General features: G+C 66.5%; 16 protein-coding genes and 1 riboswitch. Of the genes, 8 read left to right on the top strand and 8 right to left on the bottom strand.

Annotated features, from left to right (window positions below; translation table 11 throughout):
• Positions 1 to 122: 122 nt before the first annotated feature.
• The gene (gene pmbA, locus KHY18_RS09060) at positions 123 to 1532 is read right to left on the bottom strand and encodes a metalloprotease PmbA (RefSeq protein ID WP_213298298.1); all 1410 of its coding nucleotides are present in this window, start codon (positions 1530 to 1532) and stop codon (positions 123 to 125) included.
• A 63-nt stretch (positions 1533 to 1595) separates the two neighbouring features.
• Here pmbA and yjgA point away from each other — a divergent pair, with 63 nt between their 5' ends.
• The 4 genes from yjgA (at position 1596) to KHY18_RS09040 (ending at position 5940) form a co-directional block, all read left to right on the top strand.
• A complete protein-coding gene (yjgA, locus tag KHY18_RS09055; RefSeq protein ID WP_213298295.1) occupies positions 1596 to 2291 on the top strand; it encodes a ribosome biogenesis factor YjgA in 696 nt (231 codons plus the stop codon).
• Positions 2284 to 2892, top strand: a complete 609-nt coding sequence (gene mog / locus KHY18_RS09050) for a molybdopterin adenylyltransferase (protein WP_213298292.1) — start codon at positions 2284 to 2286, stop codon at positions 2890 to 2892. Before yjgA ends, mog begins: the two co-directional genes overlap by 8 nt.
• Before the next feature lie 104 nt (positions 2893 to 2996).
• Positions 2997 to 4175, top strand: coding sequence for a multidrug effflux MFS transporter (locus KHY18_RS09045; protein ID WP_213298289.1), 1179 nt, complete (start codon positions 2997 to 2999; stop codon positions 4173 to 4175).
• Positions 4176 to 4308: 133 nt separating this feature from the next.
• Positions 4309 to 5940 carry a methyl-accepting chemotaxis protein gene (locus KHY18_RS09040; RefSeq protein ID WP_213298286.1) on the top strand — a complete coding sequence of 544 codons (1632 nt, stop codon included), beginning with the start codon at positions 4309 to 4311 and terminating at the stop codon, positions 5938 to 5940.
• Positions 5941 to 5951: 11 nt separating this feature from the next.
• Here KHY18_RS09040 and thiC read toward each other — a convergent pair whose 3' ends face one another.
• Positions 5952 to 7850, bottom strand: coding sequence for a phosphomethylpyrimidine synthase ThiC (gene thiC / locus KHY18_RS09035; protein ID WP_213298282.1), 1899 nt, complete (start codon positions 7848 to 7850; stop codon positions 5952 to 5954).
• Between the two features lie 235 nt (positions 7851 to 8085).
• Positions 8086 to 8208: riboswitch (TPP riboswitch) on the bottom strand.
• 151 nt (positions 8209 to 8359) lie between these two features.
• Between thiC and KHY18_RS09030 the strand changes: the two genes are divergently transcribed.
• A complete protein-coding gene (locus KHY18_RS09030; protein ID WP_213298279.1) occupies positions 8360 to 8902 on the top strand; it encodes a DUF2799 domain-containing protein in 543 nt (180 codons plus the stop codon).
• Between the two features lie 21 nt (positions 8903 to 8923).
• On the opposite strand, the gene KHY18_RS09025 is transcribed toward KHY18_RS09030, so the two are convergent.
• The 4 genes from KHY18_RS09025 to KHY18_RS09010 form a co-directional block, all read right to left on the bottom strand.
• Complete coding sequence (locus KHY18_RS09025; protein ID WP_213298276.1) at positions 8924 to 9583, bottom strand: nitroreductase; 660 nt, start codon at positions 9581 to 9583, stop codon at positions 8924 to 8926.
• 270 nt (positions 9584 to 9853) lie between these two features.
• Positions 9854 to 10606, bottom strand: coding sequence for a YoaK family protein (locus tag KHY18_RS09020; RefSeq protein WP_213298273.1), 753 nt, complete (start codon positions 10604 to 10606; stop codon positions 9854 to 9856).
• A 127-nt stretch (positions 10607 to 10733) separates the two neighbouring features.
• Positions 10734 to 11525 carry a serine O-acetyltransferase gene (gene cysE / locus KHY18_RS09015; protein WP_213298270.1) on the bottom strand — a complete coding sequence of 264 codons (792 nt, stop codon included), beginning with the start codon at positions 11523 to 11525 and terminating at the stop codon, positions 10734 to 10736.
• A 32-nt stretch (positions 11526 to 11557) separates the two neighbouring features.
• Positions 11558 to 12331 carry an RNA methyltransferase gene (locus KHY18_RS09010; RefSeq protein ID WP_213298267.1) on the bottom strand — a complete coding sequence of 258 codons (774 nt, stop codon included), beginning with the start codon at positions 12329 to 12331 and terminating at the stop codon, positions 11558 to 11560.
• Between the two features lie 189 nt (positions 12332 to 12520).
• Here KHY18_RS09010 and KHY18_RS09005 point away from each other — a divergent pair, with 189 nt between their 5' ends.
• The gene (locus tag KHY18_RS09005; RefSeq protein WP_213298264.1) at positions 12521 to 13420 is read left to right on the top strand and encodes an inositol monophosphatase family protein; all 900 of its coding nucleotides are present in this window, start codon (positions 12521 to 12523) and stop codon (positions 13418 to 13420) included.
• Positions 13421 to 13484: 64 nt separating this feature from the next.
• Here KHY18_RS09005 and KHY18_RS09000 read toward each other — a convergent pair whose 3' ends face one another.
• Positions 13485 to 14921, bottom strand: coding sequence for a PAS domain-containing protein (locus tag KHY18_RS09000; protein ID WP_213298261.1), 1437 nt, complete (start codon positions 14919 to 14921; stop codon positions 13485 to 13487).
• 259 nt (positions 14922 to 15180) lie between these two features.
• Positions 15181 to 15738: a DUF2325 domain-containing protein gene (locus KHY18_RS08995; RefSeq protein WP_213298258.1), complete on the bottom strand. Its 558-nt coding sequence runs from the start codon at positions 15736 to 15738 to the stop codon at positions 15181 to 15183.
• Between the two features lie 547 nt (positions 15739 to 16285).
• Here KHY18_RS08995 and mutS point away from each other — a divergent pair.
• Complete coding sequence (mutS, locus tag KHY18_RS08990) at positions 16286 to 18877, top strand: DNA mismatch repair protein MutS (RefSeq protein ID WP_213298361.1); 2592 nt, start codon at positions 16286 to 16288, stop codon at positions 18875 to 18877.
• Positions 18874 to 19890: a proteasome-type protease gene (locus KHY18_RS08985; protein ID WP_249729005.1), complete on the top strand. Its 1017-nt coding sequence runs from the start codon at positions 18874 to 18876 to the stop codon at positions 19888 to 19890. Before mutS ends, KHY18_RS08985 begins: the two co-directional genes overlap by 4 nt.
• Positions 19891 to 19896 lie beyond the last annotated feature (6 nt).

Raw genomic sequence — 19896 nt, 5'->3', positions numbered from 1 at the left:
TCCTTGGTGCAAAGAGGGTCTGACACGGCCCCATGGCGCGAGGTTCCCTTGCGCCGCCTGGAAGCACAAAAAAGGCCTGGGCCATCGCTGGCACAGGCCTTGATCGGCAGGAGCTGCGTCGCTTAGCTGCCCGCGACCTTCATGCGGTTGATCAGCACCGAACCGACGGTCTTGGCGCCATAGTTGTAGGTGTCGGCACCGATGGCCTGTATGCCCTTGAACATGGTCTTGAGGTTGCCGGCGATGGTGATTTCGTGCACGGGGAAAGCGATTTCGCCGTTCTCGACCCAGAAGCCGCTCGCGCCGCGCGAATAGTCGCCGGTCACATAGTTCACGCCCTGGCCCATGAGTTCGATCACGAACAGGCCCGTGCCCAGCTTCTTGAGCATCGCATCGAGGTCATCGCCTTCGCGCGTGAGGCGCGAGCTCATGACCAGGTTGTGCGAACCGCCGGAATTGCCCGTGGTCTTCATGCCCAGCTTGCGCGCCGAGTAGCTCGACAGGAAATAGCCTTCCACGCGGCCCGCATCGACGACCTTGCGCGGCTGCACGCGCACGCCTTCCTCGTCGAACGGCGAGCTGCCCTTGCCGCGCAGGATGAACGGATCTTCCAGCACATCGATGTGCTTGGGGAACACCGGCTTGCCCAGGGAGTCGAGCAGGAAGCTGGTCTTGCGGTAGAGCGCACCGCCGCTCACGGCGTGCACGAAGCCCCCCAGCAGGCCCGAGGCCAGCGTGGATTCGAACAGCACGGGGCATTCGGTGGTCGGAATCTTGCGGCTGCCCAGACGGCTGAGCGCGCGCTGCGCGGCGTAGCGGCCGACTTCGGCCGGCGATGCGAGCTCGGAAGCCGCGCGCATCGAGGTGTACCAGGCGTCGCGCTGCATTTCGGCGTTGCGCCCGGGCAGCGAAGCGATGGGCGCGACCGACAGGCTGTGGCGCGAGCTCGCATAGCCGCCGCGAAAGCCGTTCGAATGGGCGCTGAAGAAATGGCTTTGCTGGGCCGAAACGCCCGCGCCTTCGCTGTTGGTGATGCGCTTGTGCGTCTTGAGCGCCGCGGCTTCGCATTCCATGGCGATGGCAGCGGCTTCTTCGCTGGTGATCGCCCAGGGATGAAACAGATCGAGGTCGCGGTGCGTGCCGGGTTCGGCGATGTCGGCGGGATCGGGCAGACCGCCCGTGGGGTCTTCGGCGGTGAAGCGCGCAATGTCGTACGCGGCCTGCACGGTCTGGGCGATCGCGGCGTCCGAGAAGTCGGAGGTGCTGGCATTGCCGCGCCGGTTGCCCAGGTAGACGGTCACGCCCAGCGACTTGTCGCGGTTGCGTTCCACGGTCTCCAGGGCGCCCTTGCGCACGCTCACCGACAGGCCGCAGCCCTCGGAGGCTTCGGCGCCGGCGTCGGTGGCGCCGAGCTTCTTGGCATGCACCAAGGCACGGTCCACAAGGTCTTCAAAGAAGGGGCGGCTGTAGCTGAAGCCGGAATCGGCCTGCAATGCGGCGGTGCTTACGGAGCGGGGGCGGGGTTTTTTCATAGCGACAGCTATGATACTTGCCACTGCGATGCGCCCTGCATTGCCATCCTATTGCCCCCTACCATGTCACGCAAACCAAAAAAAGGCTACTTCGTAAAAGGCCAGTTCGTTGCCGAAGGCAGCGAACTCGACCTTGAACTCAAGGCCGAACTCAAAGGAACCTGGGACTCCAGCCGTACCGATATGAAGCGCGAAAGCGACGCGCTGCAAAAGCTCGGTGAAGACCTGCTGAACCTGCGCAGCGACCTGCTCGCGCGCCTGCAGCTGTCCGACAAGCTGCTCGACGCGCTCGCCGAGGCACGTCGCATCACCAACTTCGAAGGCAAGCGCCGCCAGATGCAATACATCGGCAAGATCATGCGCAAGCTCGAGGAGCCGCTGGTCGCCGCCATCCACGCGGCAATGGAAGAGCAGCGCAGCGGCTCGCCCACCGAAAAGCTCACGGTGCTGCAAGCCGAGCAATGGCGCGACCGCCTGATGGCCGATGACGGCGCCCTGGCCGAATGGCTCGACAGCTTCCCCGAAACCGATTCGCAGCAGATCCGTGCGCTGATCCGCCAGGCGCGCAAGGACGTGCCCGCCGCAGCGCCCGCGCCCGCCGAGCCCGCCGAAGACGGCGCGCCCAGCGCACCGCGCAAGGTCAGCCGCGCCTACCGCGATCTGTTTGCGCTGCTGCGCGAGCAGCTGTCGGGCAGCAACGGCTTTCGCGGCGCAGTGACTCCCGCGGCGCCCGCGGCCGCCGACGACAACGATGACTGAGAACGCCGCAGCCTGCGACGCCGTGCGCATAGGCATCGTGTCGGTCAGCGACCGCGCGAGCAGCGGTGTCTACGTCGACCAGGGCCTGCCCGCGCTGCAAGACTGGCTGGGCCGCGCGCTGCGCAACCCGGTCACCTTCGAGTCGCGGCTGATTCCCGACGAGCAGGACGTGATCAGCCAAGCGCTGGTCGAGCTGGTCGACGCCGGCTGCTGCCTGGTGCTGACCACGGGCGGCACGGGCCCGGCGCTGCGCGATGTGACGCCCGAAGCCACGCTGGCCATCGCCGACAAGGAAATGCCGGGCTTTGGCGAACAGATGCGCCAGATCAGCCTGCGCTTCGTGCCCACGGCCATTCTGTCGCGCCAGGTCGCGGTGATTCGCGGCCAGAGCCTGGTCATCAACCTGCCCGGCCAGCCCAAGGCCATTGCGCAGACGCTCGAAGGCCTCAAGGACGCCGACGGCAAGAGCATCGTGCCCGGCATCTTCGCGGCCGTGCCCTACTGCATCGATCTGCTGGGCGGCCCCTACCTCGAGACACGCAGTGAAGTCTGCGACGCCTTCCGGCCCAAGAACGCCCAGCGCGCGCCGGCCGCCGGCTGAGCTGCACGCACCGCACGCCTCCACGGAGGCGCTTTTTCTTTCTCCCGATTTCCCGCCGGCCCGCCGCCCCTGGCCGCTGCCGTTTCCGGCCTGTTATCCGCTCTATGTCCCAATTGAAACTCACCCTGCTGCTGGCCTTCTTCACGATGCTGGGCCCGCTGGGGATCGACACCTATCTGCCTTCGTTCCACGCCATCGCCCAGGAGTTCGCGGTCGATGCCACGGTGGTGCAGCAGACGCTGAGCGTCTATGTGCTGGGCCTGGCGGTGATGATGCTGGTCTACGGCACGCTGTCGGATGCGATAGGCCGGCGCCGCGTGATGCTGTTCACGGTGACCGGCTTCGGCCTGGTGTCGCTGCTGGCCGCGCTGTCGCCCAGCATAGAGACGCTGATCGCGCTGCGCGCCGCCCAGGGCGTGATGGCGGGCGCGGGCATGGTGGTGTCGCGCGCGATGGTGCAGGACCGCTACCACGGCGCCCAGGCCCAGCGCATGATGGCCATGATCATGGTGGTGTTCGGCCTCGCGCCTGCGCTTGCGCCCATTCTGGGCGGCTGGCTGCAGCTGCATGGCGGCTGGCGCGCCTCGTTCGGCTTCCTGGCGCTGTTCGCCCTGCTGCTGCTGGCCACGGCCTGGCGCGGCCTGCCCGAGACGCTGGCGCAGGAGCAGCGCACGCCGCTGGCCTGGCGGCCGATCGCGCGCAACTACCTCACCGCCATCCGCCACCGGCCGTTTCGCCGCATGCTGCTGGCCATAGGCCTGATGGGCTCGGGCATGGCGGTCTACATCGCTTCGGCCGCGGAGTTCGTCATCACGCTGCTGGGCCAGGACGAAACCGGCTTCGGCTGGCTGTTCATTCCGCTGGTCGGCGGCGGCATGCTTGGCTCGGTCATCAGCACCATCCTGGCGTCGCGGCTGTCGCCGGCGCGCCAGAAGCAGATCGGCTTCGCGCTGATGGGGCTGGCCTGCGTCGTCAACGTGAGCTACAACCTGTTCTTCACGGCCAGCCTGCCCTGGGCCGTGCTGCCGATCGCGCTGTACACGCTGTCCTGGTCGTTGATCAGCCCGCTGGTGGTGCTGCAGGCCGTGGGTTTCTTTCCGACGATGCGCGGCCTGGCGTCGTCGCTGCAGGGCTTTGTGCAGATGATGCTGTTCGCGCTGATCACGTCGGCGCTGGTGCCGCTGCTGTTCCACAGCGCACTGTGGCTGGCGCTGGGTCATGCGGCGCTGATCGTCAGCGGCATGACGCTTTGGGCCTTTTGCGCGCGCGAACATCACGCATAAGACAGCGGCGTCATAAAGCGATGCGAGGCTGTCATATAGCCTACACAGACTGTGAATAGCATGTGACCATCCGCCCGGACAGCAGCCCCCCAGAGGCGTGCCGGGCCTGCTCTCTTCTCAGCCTCGCGCGTTCATGTCTTCCTCTCTTGCCCTTCGACTGCCGGCCCAGGCCCTGCCCGCTCCCACCGAAACTCCCTCCCCTTCCCTGGCGCGCACGCGCATCGCCTGGCACCGCTCGCTGGGCGCGCGGCTGCAGATGATTTTCGCGCTGGCCCTGGCCCTGGGCTGGGGTTCGGCCGGCGTCGGTCTCTGGGCGCTGGACCGCAGCCAGGACGCATTGCACCGCGTGATGGCCGAACGCAGCGCGGCCGAGCGCCAGGTCGCCGACGCGTTCTGGCTGCAGTCGCGCAATATCGAACGCCTCAAGGCCATGGCCCTGAGCTCGGAGCCCGAAGTCGGCGACGTGCTCGGCGCCGAAGTGGCGACCGACGAAGCCGCATATGCCAAGCTGCGCCAGGCCGTGAGCCAGCGCACGCTGGCTGCGCCCGAGCAGACGCTGTGGCAGGGGCTGGACAAACGCCATGCCGATTTTCTCGCCGCGAGCGCGGCCCTGGTCACGGCGCGCGACAGCGGCCTCACGCAGCGCATACGCGAAACCGTGGACCAGCAGTTCCTGCCGTCGGCGCTGGCGCTCACGCAGCAGTTGCAGGCGCTGTCGAACTACCAGCGCCAGGCCATGGACGACGCCGCGCGCGAGGCCGGCGAGAGCGCGGCCACGGCGCGCAGCGTGCTGCTCGCGCTGTGCGCGGCTTCGGTGCTGCTGGGCCTGTGGCTGGGCTGGGCGCTGCGCCGCTGGATCGTTCAGCCGCTGGCCCTGGCGCACAGCGCGGCCCAGCGCGTGGCCGCGCTCGACCTGCGCACCGACCTCGAAAGCCGCGGCCGGGACGAAGCCGGCCAGATGCTGGGCGCGATGGCGCGCATGCAGACCAGCCTGCGCGATCTCGTCGGTCAACTCCAGGGCGCGACGCGCCATGTGGCCCACGCGTCGCAGGACATCGCGCGCGGCAACCACGACCTGTCACAGCGCACCGAACACGGCGCGCTGCAATTGCAGGCGGCGAGCGAGCATCTGGCCATGCTGTCCGAAACCACGACCTTGGCGACCCAGGCTGCCGACCGCGGCCAGCAGGTGGCACAGCAAGCCAGCGTCAGCGCCCAGGCCAGCGGCGCCTCCATCGAAGCGCTGGCCGGCACCATTCACCACATGGCGGCCAGCGCCCAGCGCATTGCAGACATCACGGGCGTGATCGACACGCTGTCCTTCCAGACCAATCTGCTGGCGCTCAACGCCGCTGTCGAAGCCGCGCGCGCCGGCGAGCACGGCCGCGGCTTCAGCGTGGTCGCGGCCGAAGTGCGCGCGCTCGCCAACCGCAGCGCGGCCGCGGCCAAGGAGATCAAGCAATTGGTCCAGGCCTCGGGCGAGCAGGTCGACGAAAGCAGCCGGCTGGCCGTCGAAGCACGCGCGCGCACCGCGCAGATGCTCAAGGCCATAGAGCAGGCCACGCTGAGCATGACCGACATCACCAGCCAGGCCCATGGCCAGCAACAGGACATCGCCGCGCTGCACGAAGCCGTGCATTCGCTCAACGACCACGCCCAGCACAATTCCGCGCTGGTGCAGCAATCGGCGGCCGCGGCGCTGAGCCTGCAGGAACAGGCCGGCGCCTTGTCGCGCATCGCCACGCGATTTGCGCTGCCGGCCTGAGCCGGCCCGCGTCAGTTCACGGGCACGATGGGTACGTAGATCTGCCCGCCCGTGTTCTGGAACTCCTGCGCCTTGGCCTGCATGCCCTGGGCCAGCGCCGCGTCCTCGGTCAGGCCCTTCTGCGCGGCGAACTCACGCACTTCCTGCGTGATCTTCATCGAGCAGAACTTGGGCCCGCACATGGAGCAGAAATGCGCGACCTTGGCCGCGTCCTTGGGCAGAGTCTCGTCGTGGTAGGCCTGGGCCGTGTCCGGGTCCAGCCCCAGATTGAACTGGTCCTGCCAGCGGAAATCGAAGCGCGCCTGCGACAGCGCGTCGTCGCGCGCGCGCGCTCCGGGGTGGCCCTTGGCGACATCGGCCGCATGCGCGGCGATCTTGTACGCCATGATGCCCTGCTTGACGTCGTCGCGGTCGGGCAGGCCCAGATGCTCCTTGGGCGTCACATAGCACAGCATGGCCGTTCCCATCCAGCCGATCATGGCCGCGCCTATGGCGCTGGCGATATGGTCGTAGCCCGGAGCGATGTCTATGGTCAGCGGACCCAGCGTGTAGAACGGCGCTTCATGGCAGTGCTTTAACTGCTCTTCCATGTTCGCCTGGATCAGGTGCATGGGCACATGGCCCGGGCCTTCGATCATGGTCTGCACGTCGTGCTTCCAGGCGATCTGCGTGAGCTCGCCCAGCGTCTGCAGTTCGGCGAACTGGGCTTCGTCGTTGGCATCGCTGGCGCAGCCGGGGCGCAGGCCGTCGCCCAGGCTGAAGCTCACGTCGTACTGCTTCATGATGTCGCAGATGTCCTCGAAATGCTCGTAGAGGAAGCTTTCGCGGTGGTGCGTCATGCACCACTTGGCCATGATCGAGCCGCCGCGCGAGACGATGCCCGTGCGCCGCGCTGCCGTGAGGTGGATGAAGGCCAGGCGCACGCCTGCGTGGATGGTGAAGTAGTCCACGCCCTGCTCCGCCTGCTCGACCAGCGTGTCGCGGAAGATTTCCCAGGTCAGGTCTTCGGCCACGCCACCGACTTTTTCCAGCGCCTGGTAGATGGGCACGGTGCCGATGGGCACGGGCGAGTTGCGCAGGATCCAGTCGCGCGTGGTGTGGATGTTCTTGCCCGTGGACAGGTCCATCACGTTGTCGGCGCCCCAGCGCGTGGCCCAGACCAGCTTCTCGACTTCCTCCTCGATGCTCGACGTGACGGCCGAGTTGCCGATGTTGGCGTTGATCTTGACCTTGAAGTTGCGACCGATGGCCATGGGCTCGATCTCGGGGTGGTTGATGTTGGCCGGAATGATCGCCCGGCCGCGCGCCACCTCGTCACGCACGAACTCGGGCGTGATGATCTTGGGAATGCTGGCGCCCAGCGCGTTGCCCGCAAGGCGCCGCTCGCGCGCCGAGTCCTGCTGGTAGGCGGCGATCCACTCGCGCCGGCCGTTCTCACGCAGCGCCACATACTCCATTTCGGGCGTGATGATGCCGCGGCGCGCGTAGTGCATCTGCGTCACGTTGGCACCGCTTTTGGCGCGTCGCGGCTGGCGCTGCAGGCCAGCGGCCTCGGCGCGCAATTGCTTGAGGCGCTGCGCTTCCTCGCTCTGGCTGCCGTCGTCGAGCGCCATGCGCATGCGGCCCACATACCACTCGGTGTCGCAGCGCGCATCCAGCCAGGGCGCGCGCAGACAGGGCAGGCCCTGGCGGATATCGATCTGCACCGTGGGGTCGGTATAGGGGCCCGATGTGTCGTAGACGCTGACCTGCTCGCCGTTGGTCAGCGCGATATCGCGCACCGGCACGCGCAGGTCGGCGTGCAGCTGGCCGGGCAGATAGCTCTTGCGTGACGCGGGAAACGGCTGGCGCGATTGCGCCAGCAGATCGGCAAAGGACGGGGTCGAAAATTCGGGTGGGCGGGCATTCATCGCGGTCTCCTCGGATGGTGGTTGGATCAACAACGCTCCGAGGAATGCCAGGCCGAGCCTGTCGCCCGCCCATGGCCGCAAGGGCTGTGGACGAACCACCGCCGGCCGGGGGACTTGCCCCGCACGCGCACCCAGGTGCACGAGCAGCCATGGGTGGCGCGGATGGAAAAAAGCGCTCAGCCTTGATCGGTCGCGGGCGTATTGCCCCACCGCTGACTGTTGCCTCCCCCACCCCGCTTCAGGGTCTCGCTCTTCTTCCGCCGGTATGAACCGGATCAAGTTCGTCGGGTTCGCCAGCCAGCCTGTTCACACAGACCGTCTGGCATCTCAGCGCATAAGCACACCCCGGAGCTGTGACGAGTATAGCGGTGCGGGGCGCAGTGCCGCGTTTTGTTGCGCCGAATGGTCAAACCCGGGCGCTGCGCTGCGCAGGGAACGCCGCCAGGTCTTTTGTGACCAAGAATGGCCTGAAGGCCATAACCCAATGAACCCGACAAAGGGGAACCGCAATGCAAGACAAGCTCACATCGATTTTCCCGCGCCTCGTTTTTCCGTTTCTGTTGCTGGGGCTGAGCGGATGCGCCGTGATGGACAAATCGGATTGCATCCAAGCCAATTGGCATGGCCTGGGAAGAATGGATGCCCTGAACGGAGAGTACAGGTTTTCCGCACGCGAAAAGGCCTGCAGCAAGCACGGCCTGGCGGCGGACGAGTCATCCTATGACCGCGGCGTGAAGGAAGGCCTGATCGGTTTTTGCACCGCCGCGTCAGGTCGCCACTACGGACAAAACGGCGGCGTGTACCGGCGGGGATTTTGCCCGGTGCATACCGAGAGTGAATTTCTGTCCGGATACACACCGGCCCAGCAGAAATACAAATTCCAGCAAAAAACCAGCGAGCTGCAATCGAAGATTGCCGCAACGAATGATTTGCTGCGCGAGGCATCCCGCAAGCCATCCAGGGACAGCAATGAAATTGAAAGGCTGACAGCGGAGCTCAAGCGACTCAACGAAGAACTGCGCATGCAAATGTACCTGCGGGTGCTGGACTGACAGCGGCCGCTGCCGGGCCTTTCAGAATCCCTGCAGATCCAGCCATTCTTCGGGATCGGCGCGCGTCGCGCGCAGCCGGTTGATGGGCGCGTCGACGTCTTCCCAGCCGAGCGCAATGCCGAAAGCAACTTCATAGCCTTGGGGCAGGGCCAGCTGCGCGGCCACGGTATCGCCAAAGCGCCGCCAGAAGCCCTGGGCGCAGGTTGCCAGGCCCTGCTCGACGGCCAGCAGCATCAGCGACTGCAGATAGATGCCCAGGTCGGCCCACTGGGCCAGACCCATGCGCGCGTCGACGCTGACAAAAATACCCACGGGCGCGCCGAAGAACTGCGCGTTGCGCGCCAGCTGGTTCAGACGCGCGGGCTTGTCGTCGCGGCTTATGTCCAGCGTGCGGTACAGGTCCTCGCCATTTTCAAAGCGGCGGCTGCGGTACGGCTCCCACAGGCTGGGCGGGTAGGAGGTGCCCGTGGGCCCGTCCTTGGGCTCGGCCTGGGCGACGACGTCCAGCAGTTGCGCCAGCGGCGCGCCGGTCAGCGCGGTCACGCGCCAGGGCTGCAGGTTGCCGCCCGAAGCAGCGCGCGCGGCCGAGTGCAGCATGGAGCGCACCACGGCCGCCTCGGGCACGCGGGGCAGGAAAGCGCGCACCGAGCGGCGCGCATGCAGGGCATCTTGAACGTTCATGAGGTGGGTGGTTTTCCAAGCGGCGGACTCGCCAGTCTAGCCGCTGCCCGGGCCCCATCGTGGAGCGTGACCGGCCTGAACATCGCCGACCGCCAGCCAGCTCGGCGCCTGCGCCCGCGACACCGCAGGTACTGAGAGCGGCTAACACAACCCTTGCTACGTCGTTGCGGCGCCTTGTCGTGCTACTCGCACTGCCTGCGGCTCCGCGCCTAGTAGCAACCGCAAATCTTCGATTTGCTGGGTCGTGTTAGCCGCTCTGAATGCGCGGGCCTAGCGGTGGAAGAATTTGCGAAAACACCTGGACCGCAGCGCATCCCGCAGCAACGGCGGCATGGCCAACACCAGCAGCATGATCGCCAGCGGCAGGATGTAGACGAAGCTCACGTATTCAAAGCCGACGGCGCCGACCATGCCGCCAAACACGAACATGGCAAACAGCCCCGCACAGATGCGCATGCGTTGCCAATCCGGCGGTGTCTGGCGCCGGGGCGTGGCCGGCAAAATGGCATTGCCCAGTTCCATGCCCAGGTCCGTGATGTTGCCGGTCATATGGGTGGTGCGAATACGGCCGCCAGAACTTTTGGAGCTGATGGCGTTTTGCCAGCCCATGATGAAAGAAAGCATCAACAGCGTCACTGGCAGCGCGTAATGCGTATTCCATTTCAGCGTCATGGAACCCACCAGCGCAAACAGCACCAGCAGCAGCGCTTCCTGCAGCAGTGGCAGCGCATAGACGCTTTGCAGGCGATGCTGATGGGCCCAGTTGACCAGAACGATGCAGGTCGCGGCTCCGCTGGTGAATGCCAGGATGGCACCCAGTGCATTGAGCAAAAGCTCGGTGTCGTCAAATGCCCAGCCATCAGCGATCTGCGAGGCAAAGCCGGTCATATGCGAGGTATACATATGCATCGCCAGGATGCCTCCGGCGTTGATGGCGCCAGCGTTGAAGGCCAGCACCATGCCCAGGGTGCTATTGCTGCCGGCCGTACGACGCCGGTTGGCAAGATGGCGAAGTATCCGCATGCAGTCAGTGTCTTTGACTGGTCTGCGGCCGGCTGTAAGCAGCCGTGCTCAGTCTCTATGGGAGAGCAGGTTCCCGCCAAGCCTGAATGGCGCCTCGTCAAGCCAGCCACGGGCCGTGGCCGGCGCTCTACTTGCCCATCAGCTGATCGATCTTGTCCTTTTCGAACTTCTGCGGACGCTCGGACTCGCAGGGCACGCAGTCGTCGGTCTTGGTCTGGGCCGAGAGCTTTTCAATCGCCTGCCACAGCAGCGCGATCTGCTGCTCATGGCCGGCAGCGCCTTCGCTCAGACCGCGCATGGCCTGCGAGATGGGGTCGTCTTCCTGGGTCACGCCATAGGCCGTGAACGCGCGCGGCGCGGCCGCGGGCGCGTCGTGGTCTATGACATCGGCGCTCTGGCCGGCCTTGGACGGCAGGATGCGCGCGGGAATGCCCACGGCGGTGGCGCCGGCCGGCACGGGCTTGATGACCACGGCGTTGCTGCCTATCTTCGCGCCGTCCCCCACCTCGAAGCCGCCCAGCACCTTGGCCCCGGCGCTCACGACGACGTCGCGGCCCAGCGTGGGGTGGCGCTTGACGCCCTTGTAGAGCGAAGTGCCGCCCAGCGTCACGCCGTGGTAGATGGTGCAGCCGTCGCCCACGACAGCGGTTTCGCCTATCACCACGCCCATGCCGTGGTCGATGAACACGCGCTCGCCAATCACCGCGCCGGGATGGATTTCAATGCCCGTGAGCCAACGGCCCATGTGCGAAATGAAACGGCCCAGCCATTGCAGTTCATGCGTCCAGCACCAGTGCGCGGGCCGCTGCAGCCAGATGGCATGCAGACCGGGGTAACAGGTCACCACTTCCCAGGTGCTGCGTGCCGCAGGATCACGGTCGAGAATGCACTGGATATCGGAGCGCAGGCGTGCAAGCATCACGAGGGAAATAGAGTGGGGAGTCGAGCAGTCTAGCGGTTTGGCGGCGTGCTTTGCAGCATGGCTTTGGCGACACCGCGCAGGATGTGGATTTCTTCAGGGCTCAGTTGCGCGCGATTGAACAATTGGTTCAGACGCGGCATGAGCTTCTTGGGCGCTGCAGGATCGAGGAAGCCGATATGCGTGAGCGCCTGCTCCCAATGCGTGAGCATGCCTCCCACCTGGGCGGCATCGGCACGGTCGGGCAGTTGCGCGGGCGCGGCGTTCTCGAGCGCGAAACCGCCCAGCGCCTGGCGCCATTCATAGGCGATCAACTGGATCGCGGCGCCGAGATTGAGCGAGCCGAACTGCGGGTTCGACGGAATCGACAGCGCGACATCGCAGCGGTACACGTCCTCGTTGGCCATGCCGAAGCGCTCGCAGCCGAACAGAAAGGCGACGCCGGTTTCGGGCGCGGCCGGCGTTGCGGGCTCGGCGGACTGCGGCTGCAACTTGCCCTGGACCAGCATTTCGAGATGCTGGCGCGGCGCGCGCGTGGGCGGGCCGAAGTCGCGCTGCGTCATGGCGGTGGCGCACAGGTGGCTCATGCCGTCGAGGGCTTCGTCCAGCGTCTCGACGATGCGTGCCTGGGCCAGCACGTCGAGGGCGCCGCTGGCGCGCTGTATGGTTTCCTCGCGCCGCAGCACGTTCGCCCAGCGCGGCGCGACCAGCACCAGGTCGTCGAAGCCCATGGTCTTCATGGCGCGGGCGGCAGCACCCACATTGCCGGCATGGCTGGTCTGGATCAGGACGAATCGGGTCTTCATGGCATTCACAAAAGCGTTGGCAAAAGGCGGCAGATGCCAAAGGTTGCAGCACAAAGCGCAGCAGAAATCGGGCAGGCCGGGTAAAATCGCCAGCCATTGTCGCCGCCCGCATCGCCGAGGCCGGTCTTTCCTGTTCTTACCCGCGTGTTGCGCTGCCTTTTTGCAGCGCGGCGCCAACGCTCACAATCTATGTCGTCTACCCTGCATCCCATGCTCAACGTGGCTATCAAAGCCGCACGCGCCGCCGGCGCCCTTATCAACCGCGCGGCTCTTGACGTGGAATCCGTGCGCATCGCACAAAAGCAGGTCAACGACTTTGTGACCGAAACCGACCAGGCGGCCGAAAAAGCCATCATCGAAACGTTGCTGACCGCCTACCCCGGCCACGGCATCCTCGCCGAAGAGAGCGGCCAGGAATTCGGCGCCAAGGATTCCGACTTCGTCTGGATCATCGACCCGCTCGACGGCACGACCAACTTCATCCACGGCATGCCCGTGTACTGCGTGAGCATCGCGCTGGCCGTCAAGGGCAAGATCGAGCACGCCGTGGTCTATGACCCTTCGCGCAACAACCTGTTCACCGCCACGCGCGGCCGCGGTGCGTTCCTCAACGACCGCCGCATCCGCGTGAGCAAGCGCGCGCAAATGCGCGACTGCCTGATCGGCACGGGCTTCCCGTTCCGCCAGGGCGACAACTTCAAGGCCTACATGGCCATGGTGACCGATGTCATGCCGCGCGTTGCCGGCGTGCGCCAGTCGGGCTCCGCCGCCCTGGACCTGGCCTACGTGGCCGCCGGTTTCAGCGATGGTTTCTTCCACAACGGCCTGAGCATCTGGGACGTCGCCGCGGGTTCGCTGCTGATCACCGAAGCCGGTGGCCTGGTGGGCAACTACACCGGTGAAGCCGACTTCCTCGAGCAGCGCGAATGCATGGCCGGCAACCCCCGCGTCTATGGCAATCTGGTCACGCTGCTGGGCAAGTACAGCAAGTTTGCCGGCGCAGGCGAGAAGGCCGGCGTGCGCCAGGCCCTGGCCGAAGACGGCGAGCCCGCCGCTGAAGAAGCGGCGCCCGCCGACGACCAGGCCTGATCGCATCAGCGCTCGATGAAGACACCGCCTCTTGAGGCGGTGTTTTTTTGTGTGCCGTACCGGCTTACGGTGCGGACAAGGCGGGCGGCGCTGTCGCAACACTGCCCAGCCGCTGGTGCCAGCCGACGATGGCGATGCGCCGGCCGCAGCGGTCGAACACCGGCATGATCTGCACCAGCTCCTCGTGCAGCCGGCCCGCGCTGTCGCGGTTGACCAGCCGGCCTTCCCAGCGCTGGCCTGCCATCAGCGTGGACCAGAGGTCGCGATAGGTCGCCTGCGGCGTTTGCCCGCTGGCCACGATCGACGGCTTGTTGCCGCGCAGCGCGGCCAGCGCGTGGCCGCTTTCCTGCTCGTAGCGCGAATTGGCCCAGATGATGCGGCCATCGGCGTCGGTCAATACCGCGGCCATGGGACTCACGCGCAGCGCTTCGCGCAGCACCTCGTGGCGCTGCTGCACGGCGCGCAGACATTGGCCCAACGTGCGCAGGCGCAGCACCATCGCGCCGCCCAGCATCAGCAGCGCGAACGATACCGAGGCCACCCACCAGCGATCGCGCCAGGTCATCAGGACGCTCACGTTGTCCAGCGCCACCAGCTCCCAGGCACCTTCGGGATCGTTCCAGTTGAGCGCGCGCCGGTCGACCACATGCCGCGCGCCATCGACGCGCACTTCGACGCTGTCTTCGGCAAACGGCAGCGCCGACGCCACGCCATTGTCGAAATAGCCGCCGAACAGCCCGCTCTGGCGCACGGCATCGATGCGCTGCTGCGTCAGCGGCGCGGTCATCGCATAGCGCCAGTCGGGCCGCGTGGAAGAAAACGCCACGCCGTGCGGGTCCAGCAGCAAGGTGGTCATGTCATTGCGATTGAGCACGGCGTCGAGCGCGGCGGCATCGGTCTTGAGCACCACCACGCCCAGCACCGGCGAGTCGACGCTCTCGCCGGAACGCACGGGCGCGACATAGAACAGGTTGCGCGTGTGCGTGCCCATTTCGAGCGCCGCGAACACACTGGCCCGGCCTTGCATGGCCTGGCGGAAATAGGGCAGGAAAGCCTGCAGCCGCCCCGGCGAGACACGCTCGCTGTCGTCCTGGGCCATGCTGCGGCCGTCGCGGTCCATCACATGCACGCTCAGCACCGGCAGGCGCATGCGCAACTGCGCAAAGTGCAATTGCACCACTTCGGGCGGCACATCGAGGCCGCGTGCGAGATCCTTGATCGCCGGATCGGCCAGGCCGACGGCGACCGCACCCGATAGCGTGGCGCTTTGCAGCGTCTGCGCGAGCAGCGCCTGCCGGGTCTCGTCGAGAATGCGCTCACGCTGCTGCGCGCGGTCGTCCAGCCGCCACAGCGTCACCGCCTGCACCGCGAGCAGCGCGCCCACGCCGGCAGCGAGCGTAAGGCCCAACAGGTCGCGCAGGCGCGAGCCCTCGCGCCGCGGCGCAGGCCCTCCCGGCAGCCACCCTGCCATGGCGTTGAGGCCCTGGCGCCAAGCCGCCATTGCCTTTGTTCGTTCGCTCTGATCCTGCATGCCTGCCCTCTTGCCTCTGTGCACCGTGACAGGCTCATGGCCGCCACGATCCAGCATTTCGTTGTTATATGCCGATCGGCAGACGGGCTTGTAGCGCCCGTTTTCTGCCTGGTTCACGCGCTGGTGTGGTGACACCAGCCCGCAGTTCCGCTGGCAGATACTAACAACCCTGGCAAGGGTTACCCCTGAAAGACAAAGGAGCGGGCTCGGTGTTTACGTGCCGCGGGGCTCAGGATGCGGGCGCGGCCAGCCATTCGATCGCGCTTTCGGACTGCGACGGCGGCTCGAAGCCCGCAATGTGCGCGGCCGCGGATTGCTCGACCAGCACACAGGTCTTGCCCGTGCGCCGGCAGTGGTCCTGCACGCGCCAGTACGCGCCGTGGCTCAGGCAGCCGGTCTGGCAGATCACCAGGTCGGCGGCGGCGAAGCTGCCTTCGAGGTCGGCGAGATCGTCGACCGGCACATCTACGCTCAGGACTTGCTGCGCGCCCTCGCCGGTCTCGTCGGGTACGCGGTGATCGCGCAACTGCCACTGCAGGCGCTCCAGCGCCACGTTCTGCATGAGAGTGCGCACGGCCTCCATGCGCTGCGAGCGCTCCCAGGACAGCGCGGTGTCGCGCACGATCACGGCCGCGCGCAGGCGCATGGCCTCGCCTTGCAGGCGCTCGATCTCTATGGCCTGGGCGCGCACCAGCGCGTCGCAGCGGATCTGCGCCTTGCCGAAGTGGCGCATCAACGCGTGGTATTCGCTGATGAGTTGCGGAATTTCGTGCGCGGCAAGGTGCATGGTCGGCCTCGGCAGGGTGCGGTCGCGGCACGCAGGCCGCAGGAAAAGGAATGCCGGAGAAAGCCCGGAACGCCGGGCCTTCATGCGGCTGGCGAGCCCAGGTTTCGCCCCATTCGGGAGGCGCCGCCCAAGCTCCGCCGCAGTGTATATCAATTGAGACGTATTCTCATCTAATCACCTACCAACGCACGGCGCAATGCCGCAGGTGTTGACGATGGGGCGCGTTAAGTCCACGCGCCGGGTGTGGCACTGGCGGGCAGACACAGCATGGGCGCCTGATCGACAATAATGTCTTCCTTTGACCCGCGCGCCCTCGCCTGTCGCGCCGGGCAAGCCACCGGCACGCACTGCGCCTTGCCGGTTTTCCCCATAGGATTTTTTGCGACTGCGCGTAGATTGCAGAAAATCTGCGCCACCCGCCCCCGAAAATTGTCGGGCTGCACGCCGTTTTCGCAGCCAACCTAAGTAAATTGATTCAAAAGTGATTATCGAGAATACCGAAGCCGACCAGGGGCTGGCCAGCACGCCGCTTTCCGCGCACACGCCCATGATGCAGCAATATCTAGGCCTCAAGGCCGGGTACCCGGACACGCTGGTGTTCTACCGCATGGGCGACTTCTACGAGCTGTTCTACACCGATGCCGAGAAGGCCACGCGGCTGCTCGACATCACGCTGACGCAGCGCGGCCAGTCGGGCGGCCAGCCGATTCCGATGTGCGGCGTGCCTTTCCATGCGCTGGAGAACTACCTCGCGCGGCTCATCAAGATGGGCGAGTCGGTGGCCATTTGCGAGCAGGTTGGCGAAGTCGGAGCGAACAAGGGGCCGGTCGAGCGCAAGGTGGTGCGCGTCGTCACGCCGGGCACGCTGACCGATGCGGCGCTGCTGTCCGACAAGAGCGAAGCCATGCTGCTGGCCGTGCATGCGGGCGCGCGCAACCGCTGCGGCCTGGCCTGGCTCAGCGTGACCCAGGGCCGGGTCCACCTGGCCGAATGCACGCCCGACGAACTCGGCGACTGGCTGGTGCGCATCGCGCCCAGCGAGGTGATCTACAGCGCCGGCGTCACCGAGCGCTTCGAGAAGCAACTCCACGGCCTGCGCCAGAACGGCAGCCTCGCCTGCCCGCTGAGCCCGCGGCCCGACTGGCAGTTCGACCAGGGGCTGGGCGAGCGCAAGCTGCTCGAGCAGCTGGGCGCGGCCAGCCTGCTGGCCTGGAACGCCGAAGGCCTGGGCCTGGCGCATGCGGCCTCGGCCGCGCTGCTGTCCTATGCCGAGCACACCCAGGGCCGCACGCTGACCCACTTGCACAGCGTGCAGGTGCAGCGCGACGACGAGCTGATCGACCTGCCGCCGGCCACGCGCCGCAACCTCGAACTGCTCAAGACGCTGCGCGGCGAAGACAGCCCCACGCTGTTCTCGCTGCTCGACACCTGCCAGACCGGAATGGGCAGCCGCCTGCTCAAGAGCTGGATGCTCGAACCCAAGCGCGACCGCAGCGCCGCGCGCGAACGCCTCGCGGCCACCGAAGTGCTGCGCGGCCAACAGGCCTCGGGCGCCGCGCCGTGGCAGATGCTGCGCGCCGAACTCAAGGGCGTGAGCGATGTCGAGCGCATCACGGCGCGCATCGCGCTGCGCCAGGTGCGCCCGCGTGAACTGGTGGCACTCGCCAAGACGCTGGCCAAGGCCCAGCTGCTGTCGACGACCGGCGCTTCGCCGTCTAGCTATCTGAACCAGGTCTTTGCCGACACCCTGCCGCCCGCGGGCTGCGAAGCGCTGCTGCTGGCCGCGCTGCTGGAGGAACCGGCCGCGCTGGTGCGCGACGGCGGCGTGATCGCCGGCGGCTTCGACGCCGAACTCGACGAGCTGCGCGCCATCCAGACCAACTGCGACAGCTTCCTGCTCGACCTGGAAACGCGTGAGAAAGCGCGCAGCGGCATTCCCAATCTGCGCGTGCAGTTCAACAAGGTGCATGGCTTCTATATCGAAGTCACGACCAGCTACCTCGACCGCGTGCCCGACGACTACCGTCGCCGCCAGACGCTCAAGAACGCCGAGCGCTACATCACGCCCGAGCTCAAGAACTTCGAAGACAAGGCGCTGTCGGCCAACGAGCGCGCGCTGGCGCGCGAGAAGTGGCTTTACGAACAGATTCTCGACCAGCTGCAGCCGCATGTGCCCGGCCTGACCCGCGTGGCCGGCGCGCTGGCCACGCTGGACCTGCTGTGTACGCTGGCCGAACGCTCGCTCACGCTGCAGTGGTGCGCGCCCGAATTCGTGAGCCAGCCCTGCATAGAGATCGAAGGCGGCCGCCACCCCGTGGTCGAAGCGCGCCTGGCCGAAACCTCGAGCGGCGCGTTCATCGCCAACCACACGCGCATGAACGCCAATGCGCGCATGCAGATCATCACCGGCCCCAACATGGGCGGTAAGTCGACCTATATGCGCCAGGTGGCGCTGATCGTGCTGCTGGCCAGCATGGGCAGCCATGTGCCGGCCACGTCGTGCCGCCTCGGGCCCATCGATGCGATCCACACGCGCATTGGCGCGGCCGATGACCTGGCCAACGCGCAGTCGACCTTCATGCTGGAAATGACCGAAGCCGCGCAGATCCTGCATGCGGCGACGCCGCACAGCCTGGTGCTGATGGACGAAATCGGCCGCGGCACCAGCACCTTCGACGGCCTGGCGCTGGCCAGCGGCATCGCCAGCCATCTGCACGACAAGACGCGCGCGTTCACGCTGTTCGCCACGCATTACTTCGAGCTCACCGACCTGCCCGCGAAAGCGCGCCAGGCAGTGAATGTCCATGTAGGCGCAACTGAATCAGGAAGTGACATTGTGTTTCTACATGAAATACAACCAGGGCCTGCCAGTAGAAGCTACGGTATCCAGGTGGCTAAACTCGCGGGAATGCCCACCGCAGTGCTCTACCATGCAAGACATACGCTGGCAGCGCTTGAAGAGCGCGCCGGCGAAGACCGGCGCCAGGTGGACCTGTTCGCCGCGCCGCAAGCGCCCGAACCCCGCGCCGAAGTCAGCCTGCTGCAGCAACGCCTGCTGGCTCTGGAACTCGATACGCTGAGCCCGCGCGAGGCCCTCGATCATTTGTACGCTCTTCAAGGACTCGCTCAAAAGCCATGACCTACTGTGTAGCCATCAAACTAGACGCGGGGTTGGTGTTTCTGGCCGACTCGCGTACCAATGCCGGTCTCGACCACATCAGCTCCTTTCGCAAGATGATGGTCTATGAGGCCCCGGGCGACCGCTTCATGGTGTTGCTGTCGGCCGGAAATCTGTCCATCTCGCAGTCGGTGCGCGAAATCCTGCAGCTGCAGCAGCTGCGCGACGAACACACCGGCGAGATGCTGACCATCTGGAACGCGCGCAGCATGTTCGATGCCGCGCGCATTCTGGGCGCGGCCGTGCGCCATGTCTATGACCGCGACGGCGTGGCGCTCAAGCGCGCCGGCCTCGACTTCAATGTCTCGCTGGTGCTCGGCGGGCAGATTCGCGGCGAAGGCATGCGCCTGTTCCAGGTCTACTCGGCGGGCAACTTCATCGAAGCCACGCACGAGACGCCCTATTTCCAGGTCGGCGAATCGAAGTACGGCAAGCCCGTGCTCGACCGCGTGATCACGCCGCAGACGCCGCTGGACGAAGCCGCCAAGTGCGCGCTGGTCTCGATGGACAGCACCATCAAGTCGAATCTGTCGGTGGGCCTGCCGCTGGACCTGATCGTCTACGAAGCCGACCAGTTCTCCAGCGACAAGATCGTCTGCATCGACGAAACCAACCCCTACTACCGGCTGCTGCACGACAACTGGGGCGAACGCTTGCGCCATGTGTTCGACAGCATCGAAGACCCGGCCTGGGACGGCGGCGCGACCAACGCGCCGATTCGCGTCTCGAGCCGGCGCTGCCACCCGCTGCACAAGATCACGCCAGCCATCGTCGCCGCCCAGCCCGCGCCGGCCGCGCCCGCGGGCCTGCGCCAGGCAGGCGTCTACTCGGCCGCATCGTCGCTGCGCGCGCCCGCGCACCTGCCGATCGCGCCGGTGCATCCCGACCATCTGATGGCCGGCGAAGCCGACCCGGCAAGCCAGCCGCCCAAGGCGCCCGACGCCCAGGACGACGAAGACAAGTCAGCATCCTGAGCGCAG

It is taken from the genome of Acidovorax sp. CCYZU-2555, from assembly GCF_018413525.1.
Classification (GTDB): domain Bacteria; phylum Pseudomonadota; class Gammaproteobacteria; order Burkholderiales; family Burkholderiaceae_C; genus Comamonas.
Note: the sequence above shows the minus strand (reverse complement) of the source record. Positions and strands in the feature narration are given on the sequence as shown.

Coding starts and splice junctions, on each gene's coding strand:
- pmbA (WP_213298298.1), bottom strand. CDS start 1,532: ATGAAAAAACCCCGCCCCCGCTCCGTAAGCACCGCCGCATTGCAGGCC.
- yjgA (WP_213298295.1), top strand. CDS start 1,596: ATGTCACGCAAACCAAAAAAAGGCTACTTCGTAAAAGGCCAGTTCGTT.
- mog (WP_213298292.1), top strand. CDS start 2,284: ATGACTGAGAACGCCGCAGCCTGCGACGCCGTGCGCATAGGCATCGTG.
- KHY18_RS09045 (WP_213298289.1), top strand. CDS start 2,997: ATGTCCCAATTGAAACTCACCCTGCTGCTGGCCTTCTTCACGATGCTG.
- KHY18_RS09040 (WP_213298286.1), top strand. CDS start 4,309: ATGTCTTCCTCTCTTGCCCTTCGACTGCCGGCCCAGGCCCTGCCCGCT.
- thiC (WP_213298282.1), bottom strand. CDS start 7,850: ATGAATGCCCGCCCACCCGAATTTTCGACCCCGTCCTTTGCCGATCTG.
- KHY18_RS09030 (WP_213298279.1), top strand. CDS start 8,360: ATGCAAGACAAGCTCACATCGATTTTCCCGCGCCTCGTTTTTCCGTTT.
- KHY18_RS09025 (WP_213298276.1), bottom strand. CDS start 9,583: ATGAACGTTCAAGATGCCCTGCATGCGCGCCGCTCGGTGCGCGCTTTC.
- KHY18_RS09020 (WP_213298273.1), bottom strand. CDS start 10,606: ATGCGGATACTTCGCCATCTTGCCAACCGGCGTCGTACGGCCGGCAGC.
- cysE (WP_213298270.1), bottom strand. CDS start 11,525: ATGCTTGCACGCCTGCGCTCCGATATCCAGTGCATTCTCGACCGTGAT.
- KHY18_RS09010 (WP_213298267.1), bottom strand. CDS start 12,331: ATGAAGACCCGATTCGTCCTGATCCAGACCAGCCATGCCGGCAATGTG.
- KHY18_RS09005 (WP_213298264.1), top strand. CDS start 12,521: ATGTCGTCTACCCTGCATCCCATGCTCAACGTGGCTATCAAAGCCGCA.
- KHY18_RS09000 (WP_213298261.1), bottom strand. CDS start 14,921: ATGGCGGCTTGGCGCCAGGGCCTCAACGCCATGGCAGGGTGGCTGCCG.
- KHY18_RS08995 (WP_213298258.1), bottom strand. CDS start 15,738: ATGCACCTTGCCGCGCACGAAATTCCGCAACTCATCAGCGAATACCAC.
- mutS (WP_213298361.1), top strand. CDS start 16,286: ATGATGCAGCAATATCTAGGCCTCAAGGCCGGGTACCCGGACACGCTG.
- KHY18_RS08985 (WP_249729005.1), top strand. CDS start 18,874: ATGACCTACTGTGTAGCCATCAAACTAGACGCGGGGTTGGTGTTTCTG.